This window comes from Paenibacillus faecalis, assembly GCF_900289175.1.
GTDB lineage: Bacteria > Bacillota > Bacilli > Paenibacillales > Paenibacillaceae > Paenibacillus_AQ > Paenibacillus_AQ faecalis.
Genome location: NZ_LT985747.1, coordinates 2,095,041 through 2,115,548, shown reverse-complemented (window position 1 = coordinate 2,115,548; position 20,508 = coordinate 2,095,041). Strand labels below are relative to the sequence as shown.

The window sequence follows — 20,508 nt, the reverse complement described above, 5'->3', positions numbered from 1 at the left end:
CACTCTCCTCCATCTTTTTTTAGCTTACAAGCTTTCCTCATAACGCCCTACTCTACATCGGAAGCTTGATAATCGAACCAGTCAAAATGAGCAGGCGATATTGAACGCATACCGTTACCTGTCGCATACATGGCGATAAACACTCCCGTAAATCCACCTGCCACTTCCGTGGCCAACAGTCCGCATTCCCCTTTACCAAACCAAAACGGCTCTTTGCCGCTTTCAGAAAATCCGAAGACATAGTCGGTTTTGTCTGCCTGAATCGTCAGAATGACAGAGTCGGACGACCATGGAATCTCGTTCTCGATCTTCCATAGGGTACCTAATCTTCTGCGGAAGATGAGCTTACGCTCGCCAGCGATCCGAGTTACCGCCATTTCATAATGAAAACGTTCGTTCATAAACACGGTAATGCCCGCTTCTTCACCGTCCTGCTGCGGTGCAAACGTTAAGTGGGTTGCGACTCGGCAATCAAAATGCTGCTGCCTTCTTCCGACGAAGGCCGGAGAGCTCGCTTCATTCAGCGTAACAGGAGAGCCATAAAGCGTCAGACTACCGCTTTTATCCGAAAGCGACCAATTCTCAGGAATCGGTGAACGCAAAAATGTCCAATATGAAGCAAGCGTTGTGCCATTGAAATCGTCCCTTACTTGGGGGGCGGGTTTTGCTTGCAGCGGCAGATTACCCGCTGGCATTGTTTCGCTAACGGTCCCGTTATCACCGATGATCGGCCAACCGTCATCCGTCCAGCTGACCGGCGCCAGAAACGTTTCCCGGCCAAGATGATGATGTGGAGGATAGCCGATAGGTCGAATCCCAAGGAATACGGCCCACCAGTTGCCATCCAGCGTCTGGACCAAGTCGGCGTGCCCCGTTGCTTGAATGGAATTCAGCAGACTTCGATGCGACAAGATCGGGTTATACGGACAGCTCTCGAACGGACCATCCGGCTTTTTGCTCCGTGCAACGGTAACCATATGAGCGTATTCTGTGCCGCCTTCAGATATCATGAGGTAATACCAATCTCCGATCCGATAGAGGTGCGGAGCCTCTGGGTATTTCCCTCCGGTCCCTTTCCACACCAAGGTAACGTCCGAAAGACGCTTTCCTGTCTTCACATCAATTCGGCTCTGGTAAGCTCCTTGTCCAGAAGCGTCATAAGAAGTCGTGTAATAGACGGTTCCGTCCTCGTCAAAGAACAGATCCGGATCGATGCCCGGCTGATCCACATAAATAGGGTCGGACCACGTCCCGAGCGGATCGTCCGTATGTACATAAAAATTGCCGCCGCTCGATACGTTGGTGGTGGTCATGTAGAACACTCCGTTATGATAACGGATCGTTGGAGCATAAATACCGCCTGAACTTCCCGCGTTTTTAAGGTCCAGTTGTTCCGTCTTCGTTAGGACGTGACCGACCTGCTTCCAGTTGACCAGATCTTTACTGTGAAATAAAGGCACGCCCGGGAAGTATTCAAACGAACTGGTCACGAGATAGTAGTCTTCTCCGACACGGCAAACGCTGGGGTCAGGATGAAAACCGCTGATAACAGGATTGGAATAATACATATTCGAGTTCTCCTTATCGATTATAATAGTTTTTGAAATTGTACTTATCAGCTACTATTATATTGAGTGTTTTGTCCCTACACCTTGATTTTAAGGTCTAAAAATAGCATAATAAGGACAATTTGCATGACAAACCATGTTTTGAAGGAGAATCTGAATGGAAAGCTTTCAACTGGATTGGTTTACAGGCGATGATGAGTTTAAGTTTTATATTCAGTATGGCGGGCATGAAGAAGACATGCACGTACATCATCATGTGGATTTTTCAGAACTCGTCATTGTTTTGCATGGTAATGCTACGCATATCGTGAATGCAGAAAAATCGTTTATCAAGAAGGGGGACGTATTTGTCATTAACGGGACAACCTCTCATGGATACAAAGATCCTGATGAGTTTCGGATTTGCAACATCATGTATAAGCCCGACATGCTGGAATCGGCAGGTCCAGAGTTGAGAAGATCGAACGGATATCAGGCACTTTTCGTATTGGAACCGCATTACCGAAATATTAATCATTCCTTAGGCAAAATGAGCTTACCGATTTCAAGTTTGGATTATGTATCGTCCGTCGTTGATTTCATGATTGAGGAATTCACGAACAAGCTTCAGGGTTATGAGACGATTCTGCGTTCACGTTTTATGGAGCTCGTCGTCCAATTATCGAGGCAGTATGAGAAGCAGGAGCGACAAGGTGCAGAAGGCAATCTGATGCATTTGGCAAAAGCTATTTCTTTTATGGAGGATAACTATCTGCATCCACTATCTCGTGAAGACATTGCAGCCAAATCGAATATTTCCATCAGGCACTTGAATCGGATTTTTCAATCCTATTACCAAACGACACCTTTTGCCTATCTCCAGCAACTTCGCTTGGAACACGCATGCAGATTACTGAAAACTACAAGCCTTCCGATTTCAGAGGTTTCCTTTGAAAGCGGATTCAATGACAGCAACTATTTTACGCGGCAGTTCACCAAAGCTTTTGGCATGTCCCCTAAAATGTACCGGAAGAATCGGTAATCCAAAAATGAAGCGAAAGGCTGCCAATGCAATTGGCAGCCTTTTTTGAGTATACGTAAGTTCTAGCTTGCAAAAGTTTTTCTTGTCATACTAAGAAATTACGCCAACATTACATCAATAAGTTTTCACGTACTAGGAAACTAATTCAAGTATTTTCCTGTAATCGACTGCTCGGCATGAATGATCTGTGAAGGAGTTCCCTCGAACACTACCTGGCCGCCCTTGCTGCCTCCGTCCGGTCCCATATCGATGATCCAATCCGCTTGGCTGATCACATCGAGGTTGTGCTCGATGACAATTACTGTATTGCCGGCGTCTACGAGGCGGTTCATGATTTTCAAAAGGTGTCCAATATCTGACATATGAAGGCCGGTTGTCGGCTCGTCCATCACATAGATGCTACCCTTCTTATGCAGCTCGCTTGCTAGCTTGATGCGCTGGCATTCCCCACCCGAAAGTGTACTAAGCGGCTGGCCAAGTGTAATATAGTTCAGTCCAACATCACTCATCGCTTGGAGCTTGCGGACAACCTCTTTTTGCTGAAAAAAATCCAATGCCTGCTCCACCGTCATCTCCAACACCTCTGCAATCGACTTGTCGTTTAGCTTATATGTGAGCACTTCTTCCTTGAACCGTTTACCTTCGCATACTTCGCATGGCAGCTTCACGCTTTCAAGGAATGCAAGGTCTGTATACACAACTCCTAGGCCTTGGCAGTTCTCACACGCCCCCTTGGAGTTGAAGCTGAACAAACTTGGGCTTACCTTATTCGCGGAAGCAAACGCTTTGCGCACGTTATCCATAATGCCCGTGTAGGTCGCAGGATTCGAGCGTGTTGACACTCCTACCGCCGATTGGTCGATGACGATTGCATCCGGATGCTGGCTGAGAAATACTTCGTTAATGAGCGTGCTTTTGCCTGAGCCGGCGACACCAGTAACCACGCTCAGCACTCCGGTTGGTATATCTACACTCACGTTTCGCAGGTTGTGCAGTGTGGCATCCTTGACAGGCAGTTTTCCGGTTGGCCGCCTGCAATCTTGCTTCAATTGAAGCTGTCGTTTCATATGGGTTCCTGTTAAAGTATCTGCCTTCAGCAGTCCTTGGTAACTTCCTTCATACACGATGGTACCGCCGCGGCTACCCGCGTAAGGCCCGATGTCAACAATATGATCTGCCACTTTGATCACATCGGGATCATGCTCAACGACGATTACGGTATTACCTTTGTCGCGCAGCTTCTGAAGCAATTCGTTTAATCGATGTACATCACGGGGATGCAAGCCAACGCTAGGCTCATCAAAGATATAAGTGACATCCACTAGACTTCCGCTCAGGTGCTTCACCATCTTGACCCGCTGCGACTCGCCGCCGGACAATGTATCCGTCTCACGATCCAGCGTCAAATAGTCAAGTCCAATGTCAACAAGATGCTGCAGACGCTCTGTCAGTGATTTAACGATCGGCGCAGCGACAGAATCGTCAATCTCCTGAATGACGCGAATGAGCTGGCCAACCTCCATGGAGGACATTTCCGCAATGTTGAGTCCATTGATTTTGCAGCTAAGCGTAGTTTGATTGAGTCTCGCACCGTGGCAACTAGAGCAGGGACCCTCGGAAATGTAGGGTGCAACCGCTTTTTGTGTGCGCTCGGACTTCGTCTTTATATCCTGCCTGATATATTTGTTAGTGAACTTTTCGATGACGCCTTCCACTGTAATGTTTGTTTCCTTCCCGGCGAAGTCCATCTTTACTTTCCTCGCTTTTCCATACAGCAGTTGTTCGAGGTCTTCATCTGAATAATCGCACAGCTTCTTATTGGGATCAAAGGACCCTGACTGGACGATCAAATTCCAATCCCATCCGCCCACCGTATAGTCCGGCAACATAATGGCTCCTTCCTGGAGCGACTTTGACATGTCTAGCGCCTTGCTCACGTTAACACCTAATTTGCGACCGAGCCCGTTACATTCGGGACACATGCCCTGCGGATCGTTAAACGAAAACATATGCGCTTCGCCAACATGAGGCTGGCCTATGCGGGAAAAGAGCAGACGGAGAATGGGCGAAATATCGGTAATCGTGCCCATTGTGGAGTGGGAGCCGCCGCCTAGTCGCTTCTGGTCCACAATAACAGCCATGCTCAGGTTCTCGATCGCGTCCGCATCCGGTTGCGGATAGCTAGGCAGGAAAGTACGTACGAACATGCTGAAGTTTTCATTTAGCAAACGCGTGGATTCTGCGGCAATCGTATCGAAGACAATAGATGACTTGCCGGACCCGGACACTCCGGTGAAAATCGTAATCTTCCGCTTAGGAATGCGCAAGGATACGTTTTTGAGATTGTTTTCCCTCGCAGCGGAGATGACGATATATTCTTGATTAGATTCACTCATGAAATACATCCTTCCGATCATTTTTTTTACTCAGTTTCACATTGTACCGTTCTTCTTAAAGAGTCGGGCAGTTCAAACTTGCATCTGTCATTGCTTTAACCAGGGAATTCATAGAATAGGTTTTTCGAAGGCTTAGGGTGTATTCGTAGATTACGACAAAAAATCGTCAAATGTTCGAAGTCAACATAAACCGGCTGCATGTAGTTGCAGCCGGTTTATGTTGACTCGGGAAAAACAGGGTTCAACTATTGTACCAACTAATTTAGTCTTCTTCAATTATTTCATTTTGCCAATCATCCGAGCTTTTTGGAAAGTCCGACAGTCGGTAACCGAGTTAGTCCGTGTGCGCGACGGCGCTGATTTCGATAAGTTGCTCAGGGAACGCCAAATATGTCACGCCGATGAGACTGCCAGCTGGCCGGTGTTGTCCTACGTATTCCTTAAACAGCTTGATGCATGGTTCGAAATGCTCTTGCGCATTTGTCAAATAGATTTCCACATAAGCGAGATTCGACTTTGTGACACCAAATCCCGCTAGTACGCGATCGAGATTATCCAGCGTCTGCCGGGTTTGAGTCTCGATATCGCCCTCTCCAATGAACGCGCCCTGCATATCGTGAGAAAATTGCCCTGAAATGTAGATGTTTCCGTTGACACGTATGCCTGAGAGACGCCGTTACCTTCTTCCCATGCAACTCCATGATTATAGGTTTTAATACTCGCCATATTTCCATCCCCTTCATTTTAAGGTAAAATCAGCATACAATGAAAGCAAACCAAAAAATAGTACGCACTTTTTTGAAAGGTACTATCAGAAAGGATAGTTAAATATGAGTATGGCTGAATATAAAGGAAAAGTTAGGAACATTGAAGATACACCTTTTGGCTATACAATGTCGGTAATTGGGGGTAAATGGAAAATGGTCATTATATACCTTTTAGCAGAAAACCAACCGATTCGCTTTAATGAACTAAAAAGACAAATAGGAGCTATTACTTTTAAAACATTGAGTTCACAATTAAAAGAACTGGAAGCAGATGGTTTGGTGAAACGGAAAGAATATCCTCAAGTCCCCCCTAAAGTCGAGTACAGTCTTACAGATAAAGCAGAAACCCTATTACCCGTTTTGGAAGAGTTATGTGAGTGGGGAGTAAAAAACAAATTAAAAAAAGGTCCGTCAGATCCGCTAGCGCATTTAAACGAGCAGTAAATAAAATTTAGATAGACCATTTGCAGTAAGAACGAAAGTATGTGCCCCATTTTTCATCATCGATGTCCTCATATTTAATGATTTCATAAATACTCACATTGCCAACTACCTACAACAGGAGACGGCTGTTTTTTAGAATAGAGGTGAGAAATTTTATAATGCTCTCCGTTATGAATAATGGTTTATGCTCACTTGGTGGATTGTTTCCCGCTGGATTAATCCATACGGCAGACATTCCTGCATTGATTGCTCCGACTACATCATTGTTCCACGAATCACCTATGTACAGTGTTTGTTCTGATTTGAGTCCGTAATATGATAGCGGTACATGAAAGGCTTCTCGTTGGGGCTTTTCAAACCCAAGCTCTTCTGAGATAAATATTTCCCCCTCAGTAAACACATCATATAAATTTAACTTAACTAATTTCGACCGTTGTTCACTAGCTTTTCCATTTGTTATAATACCAACCCGGTATGTTTTCTTTAATTCTCGCAAATACTCGTTTATCTCTTCATTTGGCTCCAACAGGTGAATAAGATTGTTAAAAAAGTCACGGAAGTAGATATCCGCCTCTTCTATACCAATTTTCTGATCGAAGTGTTTTAGTGCATGAATAAGTCGTTGCTGCCTAACCTCATCCAAAGAAATATGCCCTTGATAGTGTAATTCCCAAAAATGGTGGTCATAGTATCTGTAATGGGAGAAAAACTCATCAAACGGTAGTTGCTTCGTTAAGTTAGACCTATAAAAAGTATTCATGGTTGCTTGTGTCCAATACGATTCAAACGAAAACAAGGTATTATCCAAGTCAAACAGTATCAATTTTATATTTTTTAACATGTACTTCCTCCTCTCCTATAGCTTTACAAGCTAACTTTTTTGTTGAAGAGACGATTGTGCGACTGATCGAGATTGTTCAAATGTGAGCCATAAAACAGCAATTACCATGACTGCTAATCCTGAAACCCGAACAAAATCTGGAAAAGGCCCCCAGATAAACCATGTTAATAGCATGGCGACCGGTAACTCGGTCGTAGTCAATGTGGCCATTGTAACGGAGCTAACATTTTTAGCGGCATACGCTAGAAGTTCAAATGATGCAATCTGCCCCCAAATTGCTGTAATAAACCCAAATTTCAATGCATCAATCGTAAAGAGATTCAGTTCTCTATACTGTCCCAAACAGAAGACTAAAGCAATAATTGTGGCGATAAAGAAGATAAACACCTTAATAAACGGATGATCCGTTATCTTTTGTAAACTAAACAAATTTGTTGCAAAAGATATACCTGCTCCAAATCCAAAAAGTAATCCTGGTAATGTTATATGAGCTAATGTCCCGCCAATTAACAAAAGGGTTCCCATCCAAAGCAGAATAACCGCTGAAATGTGTTTACCCGTCACTCGTTCTTTATTAATCAAAACCCCCATCAAAAATAGTATCCAAGGGTATTGAAACAAGCCTAATGATGCGATACTAGGATCTGTTATTTGGATAGAAGAATAATAAAGTAATCCCGTTAATACCGTTGTAACCCCTGCTATCCAATTGTAAGGATTCTTGACTAACGACGTATATGGGAGCTTAGTATGTATCCCTTTATTAACAATTAAGAACCTACCGGTAAAATAAACAATCGCAAATCCAAACTGGTAGATAAGTAAGTCCATTGTTGTCAATCCCGTGTTATTTGCTGCTTTAACCACATTGGAGTTTACCCCAAACACAGCGCCTGCAATAAGTGCGGCCCATGCTCCCATGGTTGGGTTTAATCTGGACATATTTGCTTCTCCTTACGTAGAGCAGGCAATGTAAACTTTGTAATACCTGTGCCTAAATATGGCGACTCTTGTGTCTCAATAGGAATCCATTTATATGTCCCGATTTCGTTATCTGGTTTCGGTTCACCTTTTACTTGTGTGATATATACTGTTAAAAACATTGATTCTGTGTCTAACATAGATGTTGTTTCATAGTTTCCAAGCAAAGTAGCTGATACAAGATCTAATTGAAGTTCTTCTTGAAGTTCCCTAGCTAGTGCCTCTAGATATGTTTCCCCGACTTCTAACTTACCCCCAGGTAACATGTAATAGTCAGGAGATTTTTTTTTGCTAACTACTAATAACTGTCCGTCCTTAACAATTGCCGCACCAATTTTTCGAATCATGATTCCCACCATTCCTATGCTAAAATATGTTGTTTATATTTAAATGTTTCGACAATATTCGCTGTGTTTGTCATAAGAGATACATGCTTGTGGCAAATCGAAAGCTTATCTTTCATATATTCTTCTACCATTTGGTCAGTAGGCTCGCTGAATGCATCTCCAAACACAGACACACCCTCTAATGATTTGGAAGACAAACCGAATGTCATCAATGCATATTTGACATCATCTTGACTACCAAAATTATAAATAGGGCACTCATATGTGATTCCATACTCTGCTTCAAATTCTCTTAATATCTCAATAGATACACTTTTTTGCTCTGCCAAATCCTTCTGATAACCTACGCATCCATCTACAATGCGAGTAATTTCATTTTGTAAACAATACACGGTAGCAGCTGCATGAATGGCTAATTTATCTCCTAATAATACTAAGTTAACTCCCCAACGCTTAAAATCTTCTTCTAGTTTTGAAATTGCAATGCTTCTAAATAATCCGTATGTAGGTAATATTGTACGTCCGACAATTTCTTCTGGAAAACGGTTCTTTAATTCCTCTAGTCGAATTTCAGATAACTCACTTTTAATTCCAATACCACTATTACATGTTAATAAATGAACTTCTTTCCCTTGTACTGCCTCCAGACATGCTACTAATGATGAATCACGACCACCAGTAAATAATACAGCTACTTTTTCTTTGCTCATTGAACTCGCTCCTTTAAACTTAATTTTTTATGGTAATGAAGTAGTACCTCTTATTATGTTCAAAGGTTTGCTTCCTTCAGAGGGAAAATAATAGATAGTCCCATCATGTTTATTAAAAGAAGCATTTCCAGCAAACGTTTGATTGACGATATCCAGCAAGGAATCTTTTATATATAGCACACCAATCCCTTCTGGTCCATTAAGCTAAAAAGACAAATTTTATAACAAAAAACTCAAAGTAATGTTCGGGATTTGAACGATAACCTCCATAAAAAGGAAGATCAACATCTACCATATCATATATTTTACTAAAATCGAATTAATTTCTATACAATTTCAATAATCGAATTTTAAAAGCTATCATGAAATGAAAGCAAAGCAAAAAAAATAGTACGTACTTTTTTTGAAAGGTACTATTCAGAAAGGATAGCTAAATATGAGTATGGCTGAACATAAAGGAAAGGTTAGGAATATTCTAGATACACCAACCATTTGGCATACAATGTCGATAATTGCGGTTTGAAAAAGCCGCTTTACAGCGGCATGTTAAATGCTCTCTTCTATTCTCGGATGACTGGGATTGCACTCCGGGTCCGGTACCAGGCCTAATTGAGCCAGCTTCATTAAGTAATAGCACTCTTCCCTCATCATATGATCTGGCATAAGAGGTGAAATGCGATCTAGCACTTCGGCCGAAAGCTCTAAGTCCTCCAGCTCTTTCAAAAAAGCCCTGAACAAATTCATCTCCATGTCGATGTCCATATGAAATCTGCGGAATGCCGGAAAATCTCGAAGCTGGGTTCTCATGTATCCCATCATTTCGATGCTTTTCAAATAAAATTGCTGAAAGTGCTCTTCAAAGGCCATGCTTTTCTTAATCAATCGCTTTTCTACAAAATCCAAGTCGCTGGATATAGCTGCAGCATGACCTGCTGCGTCCGGGAGCCACAAAAAATCATGATGCAGCGCATCGAATTGTGGAACCGGTTTTCCTTCAAGCAAGCAGCTTAAAATACGTACATACTCCTCTAGCTCATTGACCATGTGATTTATAAAAGTTGGTGTTAACGCGATCGTAACTTTCCCCAAGAGAAGTCGCTCAAGAATACTCAGCTTAAATTGTCTCAGATTGATCGTTAGTGCATAGGCTTGCTGATTCAGCGGCCCAAGCTGCGAATCCGATTGCAAAGCTCGCGCTTGATGTAGAAGCTGGTCAAAAGCTTGAATGTATTGCTGTGCCTTTTGTATATCCTCCGTTTCCTTCGGTGAAAGCGTGTTGTAAATGAATCTTGCGTGATCCCCTAAAATTTGCAGCCAGAAACGATGCTCAAAAAGTGCTGGTTGATCCAAAAGAAAACCTCCTTATTCGTTCTAAGAAAGGTTTATGAGGGAAAATGAAATATAATAACAACTCTACAAAGATAAGCAACTGATACTTCTCTAAAAGCCATTGAGATATGTGGAAGAAATCACAATTTTCCGTATCAAATTGATGATATAGTTGATGCGACAGTGCATTGTCAACACATTAAAGGGGGCTTTCAAATATGACAAAACGACAGTTGAATGATGGTCCTAAAATTCGAAAAGAAAAAGAAATTGTTTCAAAAATGATTCGTATCTATTGTAAGAAAAAGCATCATCAAAAAGTGATCTGCGAGGAATGTCAGGACTTAAATGATTATGCTATTAAAAGACTATCTCTCTGTAAATTCGGTGAAAAGAAAACCGCTTGTGCCAATTGCCCTATCCATTGTTATAAACAGGATTATCGACAGAAAATTAAGGATGTTATGCGTTTCTCAGGTCCATGGATACTGCTATATCACCCAATTGAGTCCATTAAGCACATCCCCATACCCGTTAAGTCAAGGAAATAAATAGAAAATTGAGGGTTATTTTCATAAATGGGTACATGAAAAAAAGAGCTTCACCCCACTCCAGTGTAAAGTTGAAGCTCTTTCGAATGTCTTCTATATGCTGAAAGCTTTCATCAAACCATCTGCATCACTTGCATAAACCTTCCCATCCGCTCCAGCGCCTTCTCCAAATCGATGAGCGAGGTTGCATATGAACAGCGAATAAAGCCCTCACCGCCTGATCCAAAAACATGACCGGGTACAACTGCCACCTTCGCCTCCTCCATCAGCCGAAGAGCAAACTGCTCAGATGACATGCCAGTAGAAGCAATTGAAGGGAAGGCATAGAAGGCCCCCTCAGGCTCGTGGCAGGCCAGACCGATCGCATTTAAACCAGCTACAAACAGCTTACGGCGTTTATTGTAGCTCGTCATCATCTCATCTTTAGCAGCCAAACCATGACGCAATGATTCGAGCGCGGCGATCTGTGCAATGGTAGGGGCGCACATGGCTGTGTACTGGTGAATTTTCAGCATGCCGGCAATCAGTTCACGCGGACCGCACGCATAGCCTACCCGCCAGCCTGTCATCGCAAAAGCTTTGGAAAAGCCGCTGATGACAATCGTGCGCTCCTTCATGCCCGGTAAGGAGGCGATACTGACATGCTTTCTCCCATAAGTCAGCTCAGCATAAACTTCATCCGAAATGACAACCAAATTATGCTTGATAATAAGCTCTACAATCGGCAGCCAATCCTGCTTTGTCATCACTGTTCCGGTCGGATTACACGGATAATTGATCATCAAAACTTTTGAATGAGGCGTAATAACCGCTTGCAGCGCTTGCGGGGTCAGTTTGAACTGATTCTCTGCAGTAGCCGCTACTTCCACAACTTTACCACCATGCAGTTGAGTAATTGGTTCATAGGCAATATAACTTGGCGCAGGTATTAGCACCTCATCATCCGGGTTGATCACTGCCCGCAGCGCCAGATCGACGGCTTCACTGCTCCCCACCGTCACGATGATTTCCTGCTCGGGGTCGTAGGAAAGCGCGAAGCTGCTAGCAAAATAAGTTGAAATCTCCTCCCGCAGCTCCATCAAGCCGGCATTGGAGGTATACTTCGTCTGCCCTTCGCGCAAAGCCTGGATACAAGCTTCACGTACTTTTTCCGGTGTAACGAAATCGGGTTCTCCAACTCCAAGGGCGATTGTATCTCCGCCTGCTGCATTCAGATCAAAAAAAGCGCGAATTCCCGAAGGCCGAATATCCCGTACACGCGAGGATAAAAACCGCTCTGTCCCCCCTTCACTAACCATATTGCACCATCCCCCATTCCTGTTTCCGTTCATGGAGCGAGCTAGCGATAATACGGTCCAGCAGCTGGGTAAAAGTCATACCTGCTGCAGCTGCGCTCTTTGGAAGCAGGCTGCCCGCGGTCATTCCCGGCAAGGAGTTCACTTCCAAAACGTAAGGTACATCCTGGCACAAAATCATATCGACCCTTGCATAGACTTTACATTGCAATAGCCGGTAGCTGGCAAGCGCCGCTTCGCGCACACGCTGCTCAATAACGGGCGGAAGCTGGATGACCTTCTCCTCAGCGCCGCCGGCTTCATATTTCGCTTTGTAGTCGAACCACTCCGAATGCGCGGAGCGAATACCGATAATCGGTAAAACTTCACCATCCACAATCGAACAAGTAAGCTCCGTTCCTTTAATATAGGGCTCAATCAAGATCGCCTGATCCCAGCTACAAGCCTCTTGAACAGCCGACACCAGTTCCTTCTCATGATGCACAAGCTGGATGCCAATGCTCGATCCTCCCATATTTGGCTTCACAATTACCGGGTAACCCAACTGCTCTACCGCCTGAGGATCATAATCGCCCATCCCTTGCCAGCAAAGACCTATAGGTGTATGCAAACCCGCTGCTTTCAGCAGCATCTTGGATAGCTGCTTATTCATGCACAAGCTGCTTGCCAGAACACCGCTGCCTGTATATGGAATGCCTAGCGTCTCCAGCGCTCCCTGCACCGTGCCATCCTCCCCATATTGGCCATGCAGCGCCAATAGCGCGAGATCGATCCCTGCCTGCTGGACCTGCGCGATTAAATCTGCTCGCTGCTTGATCACCATTGGAACCACCTCATACCGACTGCGATCCAAATGATGGATCATTTCTTGACCTGTCTGTAGAGAAATCTCACGCTCAGAAGAAGTACCTCCCATAATAACGCCGATCTTCATCATGACACCTCATTTTACTTAAAATGACTTAAGAAAGCGACGTACCTGCTTGCCGATGATTTGAATACCCCGCTCGATATTTTCATCCGTTACTCGTGAAAAACCAAGCCGCATTGTATTCGTCCCTTCGCCTTCTTGAAGAAAGAATCGATCTCCCGGTGTAAAAATAACACCCTGTTCTGTGCAAGCTTCTAGCAGCTGATGTGTGTTTACGTCTGACGGGAAGGTAAGAAATAAATGCAGTCCCCCATCGCCAGATAACTGCGCCTCAGGGAGGTACGCTTCACAGCATGCCTTTGTCAGCTCATACTTGCGCTTATATTCCATGCGTGCTTTTTTTAAGTATTTATCGAAGTTTCCATTAAGCAAATATTGATACAAAATCGATTGATCGATTGTTGATGTATGAATGGAGCGTGCACGCTTAATGCTTTCCAGATTGTCGATCAGTGCCCGATCTCCAAGCACCCAACCGACTCGTAAGCCAGGGAACAGCACCTTGGAGAGGCTGCCAATATAGATGACACCGTTCCCTTGCCCTGCTGTCGCTATCAATGGTGCAACATGCGCTCCCGAGTAGCGCAGCTCCTCGTTGAACCCATCCTCGATCACCGGAATCTGATAGCGCATCATTAATTTCATTACGGCACTGCGCTTCGCCGGCGACATCACGATCCCTGTCGGATTATGATAGGATGGTGTCAAATAGGCCAGATCGAAGCGGTTTATGTACTTCTGCAATACCGCCTCTAGCTGCTTCACGTCTATACCGTCGGGCTCCATCGGGATGCCGGTAATCTCAAAACCTTGCAGCTTCAAATTTTTGATCGCAGTATGATGGGTCGGATTTTCACAAATTGCTACTCCGCTACGTCCAGAAGGTCGTAATGCTGAGAGCACAATGTCGAAGCCTTCTGTAAACCCGCTTGTGATCAGCATATCCTTGCCGCTTATATCGACGCCCTTATTCTCCATAAAACGCAACAAGTAATCGATCAGCGGCTTGTAGCCCTTGGCATAGCCGTAGTTGAGCAGCACTTGCCCTTCGATGGCCATCCGATCCATAAAGGCTCGCTTTACATCGCCCAGATTAAACAGATGCTCATCCGGAGCAATGCTAGTGAACGAGATGGTTCCTTTTTGGGCACGGATGCCCTGCTTCATAATATCCAGCTCCACAGCCGATACGGCATACTCGTTCATTCTTGCCTTCCAGTCGATCTGCCAGGCGGCAGAGCCGTCAGCTCCTCCGTTATCTGCAGCCAAATGTCCCACCATATCGGCCACATAGTTGCCCTTGCCGGGAATCGCATACGTAAATCCGTCATCCTCCAAGCCTTCATAGGCTGCAATGATTGTATTGCGACTCACCTTAAGCAAACCACTCATTTCTCGTGTGGAAGGCAGCTTCTGATCCGCTTGAAGCGCCCCTTTTATAATTAAACGTTTGACGTATTCTTTCACTTGTATCGCGACCGGACGGTCATCGACGAGCTTGAAATCCTGAAACATCCTTCATCGCCCCCCATCAATAATGATGGCATAGGAAACGAGATAAAAAAAGAACCACCGTATTGGATTTTTCATCCTTCGGTGGTTCCTCTGTGTTTTATCCATGTGATGGAAAATTTCTGGAGCGATCAATACAGACGTCTCCGCCAGACCTCATGGTCCGCTATTCAAAATTTGATTTATTGTAAATTATTTTTTCTCTACTTCATCCAATAATTCTCTTTGATAGTTTTGAAAATCTGAAATATCCGTTATTTCACTACGCATTTGAAACATATTGTGGAGAAAGGAATTAATATTATGATTAATGTATATGTGGATGATTTAGGAGAAGATCTACAAGATAATCTATTGCCAACAGGTTATGACTTAGTAAAATATATTTGTGAAAAAGGGTTACGGGCAAACAAAATATATCTTCATACGGACAACCCTGTTGGTAGAGAGAAAATGTATCAAACACCACATGAGCGAAACGAAGAGGTTTCATTGACTCAGATATTAAAATCTACCACTATTCTATTACCGAAAATAAATATACCGAATGAAGTAATACTAAACAATTCGAACAAATTGTTTAGTAAGAAAAAGAAAAAGAATGGGCAGTCCACTACTTATTACGAATGCCCATATCTTTTAGGAGAGATGTGCAATGAGGATGCAAGAAGTTTTCATTGAGGATAACAACAGGAGATACATATTACTTAATCAAGAAGGGTTCCCTGTAATGCTAGTTATGAAATATATAAAGTATTTAGATAAGACAAGAAAAAGTCCTAATACTCAAAAAACATATTGCTATTCCTTAAAACATTTTTATACCCACTTAGAAGAAAAAGGGAAAGACTACAAGTTTATTAGATTAGAGGAATTAGTTGATTTTGTGGGATGGTTAAGAAGCCCTTATCAAAGTTCAAAGTTCCTCCAATGCCTTATTAAACTAACCTGCCTGTTTGTTCAAAAAGAAAAAGGCTATCTCAATGACAGCCGTGATAATTACTAAATACCGGGAGAAGTTAATAAATATGTAACCAACATGATTAACAATTATTAGAGGTCATCGTTCAAAATGGTATGCGTTTTGACACATCCACTATATATCCGTGTCGTTCTGTCCACTCCTGAATCCCATTCCAGAAATTCTCTAGCGATTCCAAAAGTTTTTCGGAGTCGGAAAGTTGACCAGACATTACGAACTGGCATAGATGGTCATAACCTGAAGGAAGATCTGATTGCATAACTGCTTCAGTTAAGACCGAAGCGCTCGTCGTATAACAGATGCGATGATGCAGACCAATCAACATGGCACCTGCCATTGCTACCTGTACAGTCAAGGATGGTAGAAATGTTGTCGGTCCTTGCACACGAATATTACGCCACTTTCCTGCATATTCAAACAGTTCTTCTACGATAAGGGCACAAATCGCATCGTGGAACGTTTGGGCTTCTACCGATTTAGCAGTTTGATACACCTTCTCTAAGTATCCACCTGAATCATAAATCGGCAAAATAGAGAAAAATTGACCATGTGTAAGCGGCCAATCAGATTCCACCTGAGATGCATAATCTAGTAGAATCTCTTCGCTATCAAAATTTACTTCCACCTTCCACTCACCAGTTGTCCATTCATGGCTGAACTCTGCTTCCTCTGTGGACAGGACACACATCATCTCAATATCCGAATAGGGACCATCAGTCTGACGACCAAGAGAGCCATAAACACCAATAGCCTTAACGTCATACCCATATTTATCCAAGATTCGTTCCTTAATTTCATGAACAATCTTCATTCTATCTTCTCTAGTCATTTTTATTGGTCCATTCACTATTCTCATTCCTTCTTCAGATGTGATTTTCTAAATAAGACTATTTGGAGAGCACTGTTCTTATTCAGCTATTAATAACTCGTCTTCCCAAGCATCCTTCAATCCTTTTAATAATAATTATAGCATCTAATCTTCAATTATTCTGCTTCGTTAGTACATTTCTTCACAATCTTTACCATTACATTAACATAAATATCCAATAAAAATCATCTAACCTCTAAGAATTATACAGAGGAGAGATGATTTTAATCAATCTTTATTACAAAGCTACAAAAGGGTTTTACAATCTTTTTCTAAATTAGGTCTTGATAAATATTATAGAAAATAAACTCCTCTTTATTAAAAGCAATATCGGAATTTGTTATTTCAGCAACTATTGTTTCTGGCGTTATTGCTAACGGTTGAGTATTATTGATTTGTTCAAGGTTTATTTTCAATTCATCAAATGACTTGCTTATTTGAGATTTTGTGGTAACCAAATTGGCGGATACGATTGAGACAGTCATAATCATGTTAAGTAATGTAATACTAGTTATTAATGTAACTTTTCGTTTCATTTTTCTTCCCTCCTAATATTTTAGTGAGATACTGTGAAGGTGTCAGTAACCGTTCCCCACCAAAATACGGAAAAATCTAAGGGGATATTCGCGACGGCGATGCATCAATCATAACGTAATCTCTTCCCAGATTTGCCGCCTGCTGTACGACTCCTTAAAATCTTGCTATGGATCATCTGGTTTCTGTACCAGGCTTTAGCGTGGAGAATGTATAATACAAGAACCAAACTGTCCCCGCGGTGATTGCGATTATAAATATAATGTGGAAATAATCAGCAATGCCGATATTTGTTAAGTAAACGAACCAATACGTAAACAGAAAGATGAAATTGGCGTATAGACCTGCATAAGCAATAACTGACTTGGCCGCTGTGATCAACTGTCTTTGCCGGTCCTCATCTTTAAACCAGTAAGAACGATTAATCCAGATAAGCCCCTTTGGATACTTCGAAACAAGCATAGGCAAAAGCAGATAAATAAATAGATTCGTGATGACAAACAATGCCATATAAAAGAGAAGGAAATTCTCTCGACCCCATTGAAGCTGAACATTTTTCTCGATCAGTTGCATCAAACTCGTATGTGTATAGAGCGGATCTGGTAATGCATTATAACTTAGAGAGACTCCCAAGATTACCACCGCAATCAACACGTAAGATATTCGATTCACCATTTTACATACCTCCGACTATAGTAATTCTGAAGTTTCTTGCAAGTAACTGATCGTATCGATTCATCCCGCCTCCTATTGCCTCGCTCGCTTATTGAAGCCGAGAAGCCCAAGAATACTAAATAACAGAATAAACACGATCACTCCTATGGCCACGTAATAGAGCGGCATATGCGGAAAATCCGGCATAAAGGCGGCTCGAAAACCTTCGCTGATGTACAGAAGAGGATTGAGCAGTGCTAATATTTTGATGACAGGAAAATCATTCAATAGTTCCCAAGGATAAAAAGGCCCTCCAAGAAACATAATCGGTGCTAGGATCATGCCAAAAATTGTGCCTACGTTGTTCGCATTGACCAAGGTGCCGACCGTTAATCCAATGGAAGCGGAAGAAAAGCCAGCCGCGAGTGTCATAATTACAAGCAGCCACCAGTTCCAATCTGAATCTTGATACCATGAACCCGTCACCCAAAAGCTGAGGAGCGTGACTACTACAGTTGCAACAATCGTCTGAAGGCTGCCAAGGATTATTTTCTCCAGGCCAATACAAGCGTTTGGTATAGGTGCAAGAAGCCGATCTTCCACCTCTTTTGTCCATGTAAACTCAGCACCTACTTGAAAAGCGATCGTCTGCATTCCTGCCAAAAATGCCGTCATCGCAATGATTCCCGGAACAAGGAACAAAGAATACTGATCGTTCGCAAGCCCGATAGACGGTAGAATATTACCGAAAACATATAAGAATAACAGCGGTTGAATTAATGTCATTAATAAAAACGAAACAATCTGTCGAGTGGCCACCACAATATCTCTTCTGAGCATGGACAGGAAGATGGATGCAGTTAATCCAAATCCGGAGCGCTCTTTCGCTACAACACTGCTGATCTGTAATTCCTGTTTGGTCATGAACGTATCTCCCTTCCCGTAAGCTGAATAAATACACCTTCAAGAGAGGCATTTGAACGTTTGATCGTGATGACTTCTATGGATTTGGCATTCAACCAGTTCGTTATAGTTACAATCGGATTGCTCATACCATCTAGAATGAATAGCAGTCTTATATGGGACCCTGCTTCATCACTTGGTTCTGATACGATTTCAAGCTTAGACAAGCCCTCCAATTCATCTGCACATTCAATCAGTTGTTCGATGCGGGCCTCTGTCTGCTCATCACGCGCTACATCTACAAGAATATTGTCGGACATGCTTTGGATCAAGCCTTTAGGGGAGTCTTCAATAAGCAGTGAGCCGTGGTCAATAATCGCCACTCGGTCACATAACCTTTCGGCTTCATCCATGTTATGGGTAGTGATAATGATCGATTTCCCAAGGTCCTTCAATTCCTGCAGTCGCTCCCAAACAAAAAGTTTGGATTGTGGGTCAAGTCCGGTAGTCGGCTCATCCAGAAATAAAATATCCGGATCATGCATCAGCGCTCTGGCAATCATTAATCGTTGTATCATCCCGCCCGAGAGCTTTCCAGGCGTGACTTTAGATTTGTCCTCCAGCCCGAATTGTTCGAGCAATTCCATTGCTTTGGCCTTTCTGTATTTGCGCGGAAATCCGAAGTAAGATGCATGATAGGTTAAATTCTCCACAACGTTTAAGCTTTGATCTAAATTTGCTTCCTGAGGCACAACACCGATAATTTTTCGAATGTCATACGGGTTATCTCGTAGGCTCTTTCCTTTCACAGTGATGCTCCCGGATTCCAGCGGTATCCGAGTCGTCAATGTTTTGATCGTTGTAGTTTTACCCGCTCCGTTAGGACCGAGCAATCCGTAAATTTCACCGGCGCGAACGGAAAAGCTAAGTGCATTGACCGATGGTTTTGAAGCACCTGAATACGTTTTGCTTAATTCTTTCACATCTAACACTACGTTCATTTTCTGCTCTCACTCCTATTAGGTTCTTATCGTACTGAACCAAGACTTACAAGCGGATGACTGAACAAGTGGAAGTAGAATGTTGTAAAAGTGCGGAAGATATTTTTGTATCTGGATTATGAAGTATACTATTTAGGTGAGGGAATTTATACATAAATGAGGACTTGATTTCATCGAGAAGAGCAATTAAATCAATGCAAAAAATGGAGAGCCCAAAAGACTCCCCATTTTTATTCAAATCGTAATTTTTAAACTATTATTACTTGGACTAAATTGCAGTCCAGCTCCTAATCCTCTGGCAAAAACCTGTGCAGGGACATATGTAACTCCCTGTATGATTATTGGTGCAGCATTGGCGGTTTCAGATGTTCCATTGTAATACACAGTTTTACTGCCTACCGTAAGAGTCATTTTTCGGCTTCCCTTTTTCACACCGATCGTTCTACTGTTTTTGTCGTATGTAACGGTTGCTCCTAAACCTTCTGCAATTTCACGCAAAGGAACCAGATTCGTGTTTTGGTAAATGACAGGTTCACTACTGAAACTGATTTTTTGTCCATTTACATAAACCTTAAGACCAGACTCTTTATAGGCTGGTTTTGTTTTTTTATAGGCTGGTTTCGTTGTTTTAGGTTTAGATTTCTTTTGATACGAACGGGAGCTCGATGATGACTTGTTTGATGAAGATCCACCGCCGTTATGATAATGATACTGTCCATACTCTAATCCCCATTTCGAACAATTTGTCCAACAAGTATGTCCACCTCTAGAATCTGTTCTCCCAGGATGAGCATAGATAGATGAAGTAGAGAACAATAAAATCAATGCAATCAAACTAAATACTAATCTTTTTTTCATTGTCTTATTAGCTCC

19 protein-coding genes and 4 pseudogenes are annotated in these 20,508 nt (G+C 42.8%); 5 read left to right on the top strand and 18 right to left on the bottom strand.

The genetic code is table 11. The features are described 5' to 3' along the window. Positions 1–47: 47 nt before the first annotated feature. On the bottom strand, positions 48–1,568 hold the full coding sequence (locus tag C8268_RS10070) for a glycoside hydrolase family 43 protein (RefSeq protein WP_106767539.1): 1,521 nt from the start codon (positions 1,566–1,568) through the stop codon (positions 48–50). 157 nt (positions 1,569–1,725) lie between these two features. Between C8268_RS10070 and C8268_RS10065 the strand changes: the two genes are divergently transcribed. Continuing rightward, positions 1,726–2,589, top strand: a complete 864-nt coding sequence (locus C8268_RS10065) for an AraC family transcriptional regulator (protein WP_106767538.1) — start codon at positions 1,726–1,728, stop codon at positions 2,587–2,589. 140 nt (positions 2,590–2,729) lie between these two features. Here C8268_RS10065 and C8268_RS10060 read toward each other — a convergent pair whose 3' ends face one another. Next, complete coding sequence (locus C8268_RS10060; protein ID WP_106767537.1) at positions 2,730–4,985, bottom strand: ATP-binding cassette domain-containing protein; 2,256 nt, start codon at positions 4,983–4,985, stop codon at positions 2,730–2,732. Positions 4,986–5,319: 334 nt separating this feature from the next. Continuing rightward, a pseudogene (locus C8268_RS10055) lies at positions 5,320–5,711 on the bottom strand (RidA family protein). A gap of 104 nt (positions 5,712–5,815) precedes the next feature. Here C8268_RS10055 and C8268_RS10050 point away from each other — a divergent pair. Further along, complete coding sequence (locus C8268_RS10050) at positions 5,816–6,196, top strand: winged helix-turn-helix transcriptional regulator (RefSeq protein ID WP_106767536.1); 381 nt, start codon at positions 5,816–5,818, stop codon at positions 6,194–6,196. On the opposite strand, the pseudogene C8268_RS23130 reads toward C8268_RS10050, so the two are convergent. From C8268_RS23130 to C8268_RS10020, 6 genes and pseudogenes are all read right to left on the bottom strand, one after another. Beyond that, positions 6,194–6,305, bottom strand: a pseudogene (locus tag C8268_RS23130) (SDR family NAD(P)-dependent oxidoreductase); the annotation flags it as partial. The gene C8268_RS10050 and the pseudogene C8268_RS23130 sit on opposite strands and share 3 nt — an antisense overlap. Then, positions 6,306–7,037, bottom strand: a complete 732-nt coding sequence (locus C8268_RS10040; RefSeq protein WP_106767535.1) for an HAD family hydrolase — start codon at positions 7,035–7,037, stop codon at positions 6,306–6,308. A gap of 30 nt (positions 7,038–7,067) precedes the next feature. Then, positions 7,068–7,979, bottom strand: a complete 912-nt coding sequence (locus tag C8268_RS10035) for a DMT family transporter (protein WP_106767534.1) — start codon at positions 7,977–7,979, stop codon at positions 7,068–7,070. Continuing rightward, a complete protein-coding gene (locus tag C8268_RS10030) occupies positions 7,967–8,365 on the bottom strand; it encodes an NUDIX hydrolase (protein WP_106767533.1) in 399 nt (132 codons plus the stop codon). Before C8268_RS10030 ends, C8268_RS10035 begins: the two co-directional genes overlap by 13 nt. 14 nt (positions 8,366–8,379) lie before the next feature. Next, positions 8,380–9,075: a hypothetical protein gene (locus C8268_RS10025; RefSeq protein ID WP_106767532.1), complete on the bottom strand. Its 696-nt coding sequence runs from the start codon at positions 9,073–9,075 to the stop codon at positions 8,380–8,382. Positions 9,076–9,621: 546 nt separating this feature from the next. After that, positions 9,622–10,425 (bottom strand): DUF2935 domain-containing protein, encoded by an 804-nt coding sequence (locus C8268_RS10020; RefSeq protein ID WP_106767531.1) that lies wholly within the window; start codon positions 10,423–10,425, stop codon positions 9,622–9,624. Positions 10,426–10,622: 197 nt separating this feature from the next. Between C8268_RS10020 and C8268_RS10015 the strand changes: the two genes are divergently transcribed. Further along, positions 10,623–10,955, top strand: a complete 333-nt coding sequence (locus C8268_RS10015; protein WP_106767530.1) for a nitrous oxide-stimulated promoter family protein — start codon at positions 10,623–10,625, stop codon at positions 10,953–10,955. A 113-nt stretch (positions 10,956–11,068) separates the two neighbouring features. On the opposite strand, the gene C8268_RS10010 is transcribed toward C8268_RS10015, so the two are convergent. From C8268_RS10010 to C8268_RS10000, 3 genes are read right to left on the bottom strand one after another with little or no spacing between them, the layout of a single operon-like run. Then, positions 11,069–12,253, bottom strand: a complete 1,185-nt coding sequence (locus tag C8268_RS10010) for an aminotransferase class I/II-fold pyridoxal phosphate-dependent enzyme (protein WP_106767529.1) — start codon at positions 12,251–12,253, stop codon at positions 11,069–11,071. After that, entirely contained in the window at positions 12,246–13,184 is a 939-nt protein-coding gene (locus tag C8268_RS10005) for a D-alanine--D-alanine ligase (RefSeq protein ID WP_106767528.1), read from the bottom strand. Before C8268_RS10005 ends, C8268_RS10010 begins: the two co-directional genes overlap by 8 nt. Positions 13,185–13,202: 18 nt before the next feature. Next, a complete protein-coding gene (locus C8268_RS10000; protein ID WP_106767527.1) occupies positions 13,203–14,696 on the bottom strand; it encodes an aminotransferase-like domain-containing protein in 1,494 nt (497 codons plus the stop codon). A gap of 318 nt (positions 14,697–15,014) precedes the next feature. On the opposite strand from C8268_RS10000, the pseudogene C8268_RS09995 reads away from it, so the two are divergent. Next, a pseudogene (locus C8268_RS09995) lies at positions 15,015–15,244 on the top strand (cyclic-phosphate processing receiver domain-containing protein); the annotation flags it as partial. Between the two features lie 104 nt (positions 15,245–15,348). Then, positions 15,349–15,612, top strand: a pseudogene (locus tag C8268_RS09990) (site-specific integrase); the annotation flags it as partial. 148 nt (positions 15,613–15,760) lie between these two features. Here C8268_RS09990 and aadD1 read toward each other — a convergent pair. The 6 genes from aadD1 to C8268_RS09960 all read right to left on the bottom strand — a co-directional run bounded on the left by aadD1 (position 15,761) and on the right by C8268_RS09960 (position 20,493). Then, positions 15,761–16,522, bottom strand: coding sequence for an aminoglycoside O-nucleotidyltransferase ANT(4')-Ia (aadD1, locus tag C8268_RS09985; RefSeq protein WP_420094241.1), 762 nt, complete (start codon positions 16,520–16,522; stop codon positions 15,761–15,763). A gap of 293 nt (positions 16,523–16,815) precedes the next feature. Continuing rightward, a complete protein-coding gene (locus C8268_RS09980) occupies positions 16,816–17,079 on the bottom strand; it encodes a hypothetical protein (RefSeq protein WP_106767525.1) in 264 nt (87 codons plus the stop codon). Between the two features lie 172 nt (positions 17,080–17,251). Continuing rightward, a complete protein-coding gene (locus C8268_RS09975; protein WP_106767524.1) occupies positions 17,252–17,752 on the bottom strand; it encodes a hypothetical protein in 501 nt (166 codons plus the stop codon). A gap of 72 nt (positions 17,753–17,824) precedes the next feature. Next, the gene (locus C8268_RS09970) at positions 17,825–18,655 is read right to left on the bottom strand and encodes an ABC transporter permease (RefSeq protein WP_106767523.1); all 831 of its coding nucleotides are present in this window, start codon (positions 18,653–18,655) and stop codon (positions 17,825–17,827) included. Next, positions 18,652–19,635 carry an ABC transporter ATP-binding protein gene (locus tag C8268_RS09965; RefSeq protein WP_106767522.1) on the bottom strand — a complete coding sequence of 328 codons (984 nt, stop codon included), beginning with the start codon at positions 19,633–19,635 and terminating at the stop codon, positions 18,652–18,654. The genes C8268_RS09970 and C8268_RS09965 overlap by 4 nt, the downstream gene beginning before the upstream one ends. 234 nt (positions 19,636–19,869) lie before the next feature. After that, positions 19,870–20,493 carry a copper amine oxidase N-terminal domain-containing protein gene (locus tag C8268_RS09960; protein ID WP_106767521.1) on the bottom strand — a complete coding sequence of 208 codons (624 nt, stop codon included), beginning with the start codon at positions 20,491–20,493 and terminating at the stop codon, positions 19,870–19,872. Positions 20,494–20,508: the final 15 nt, after the last annotated feature.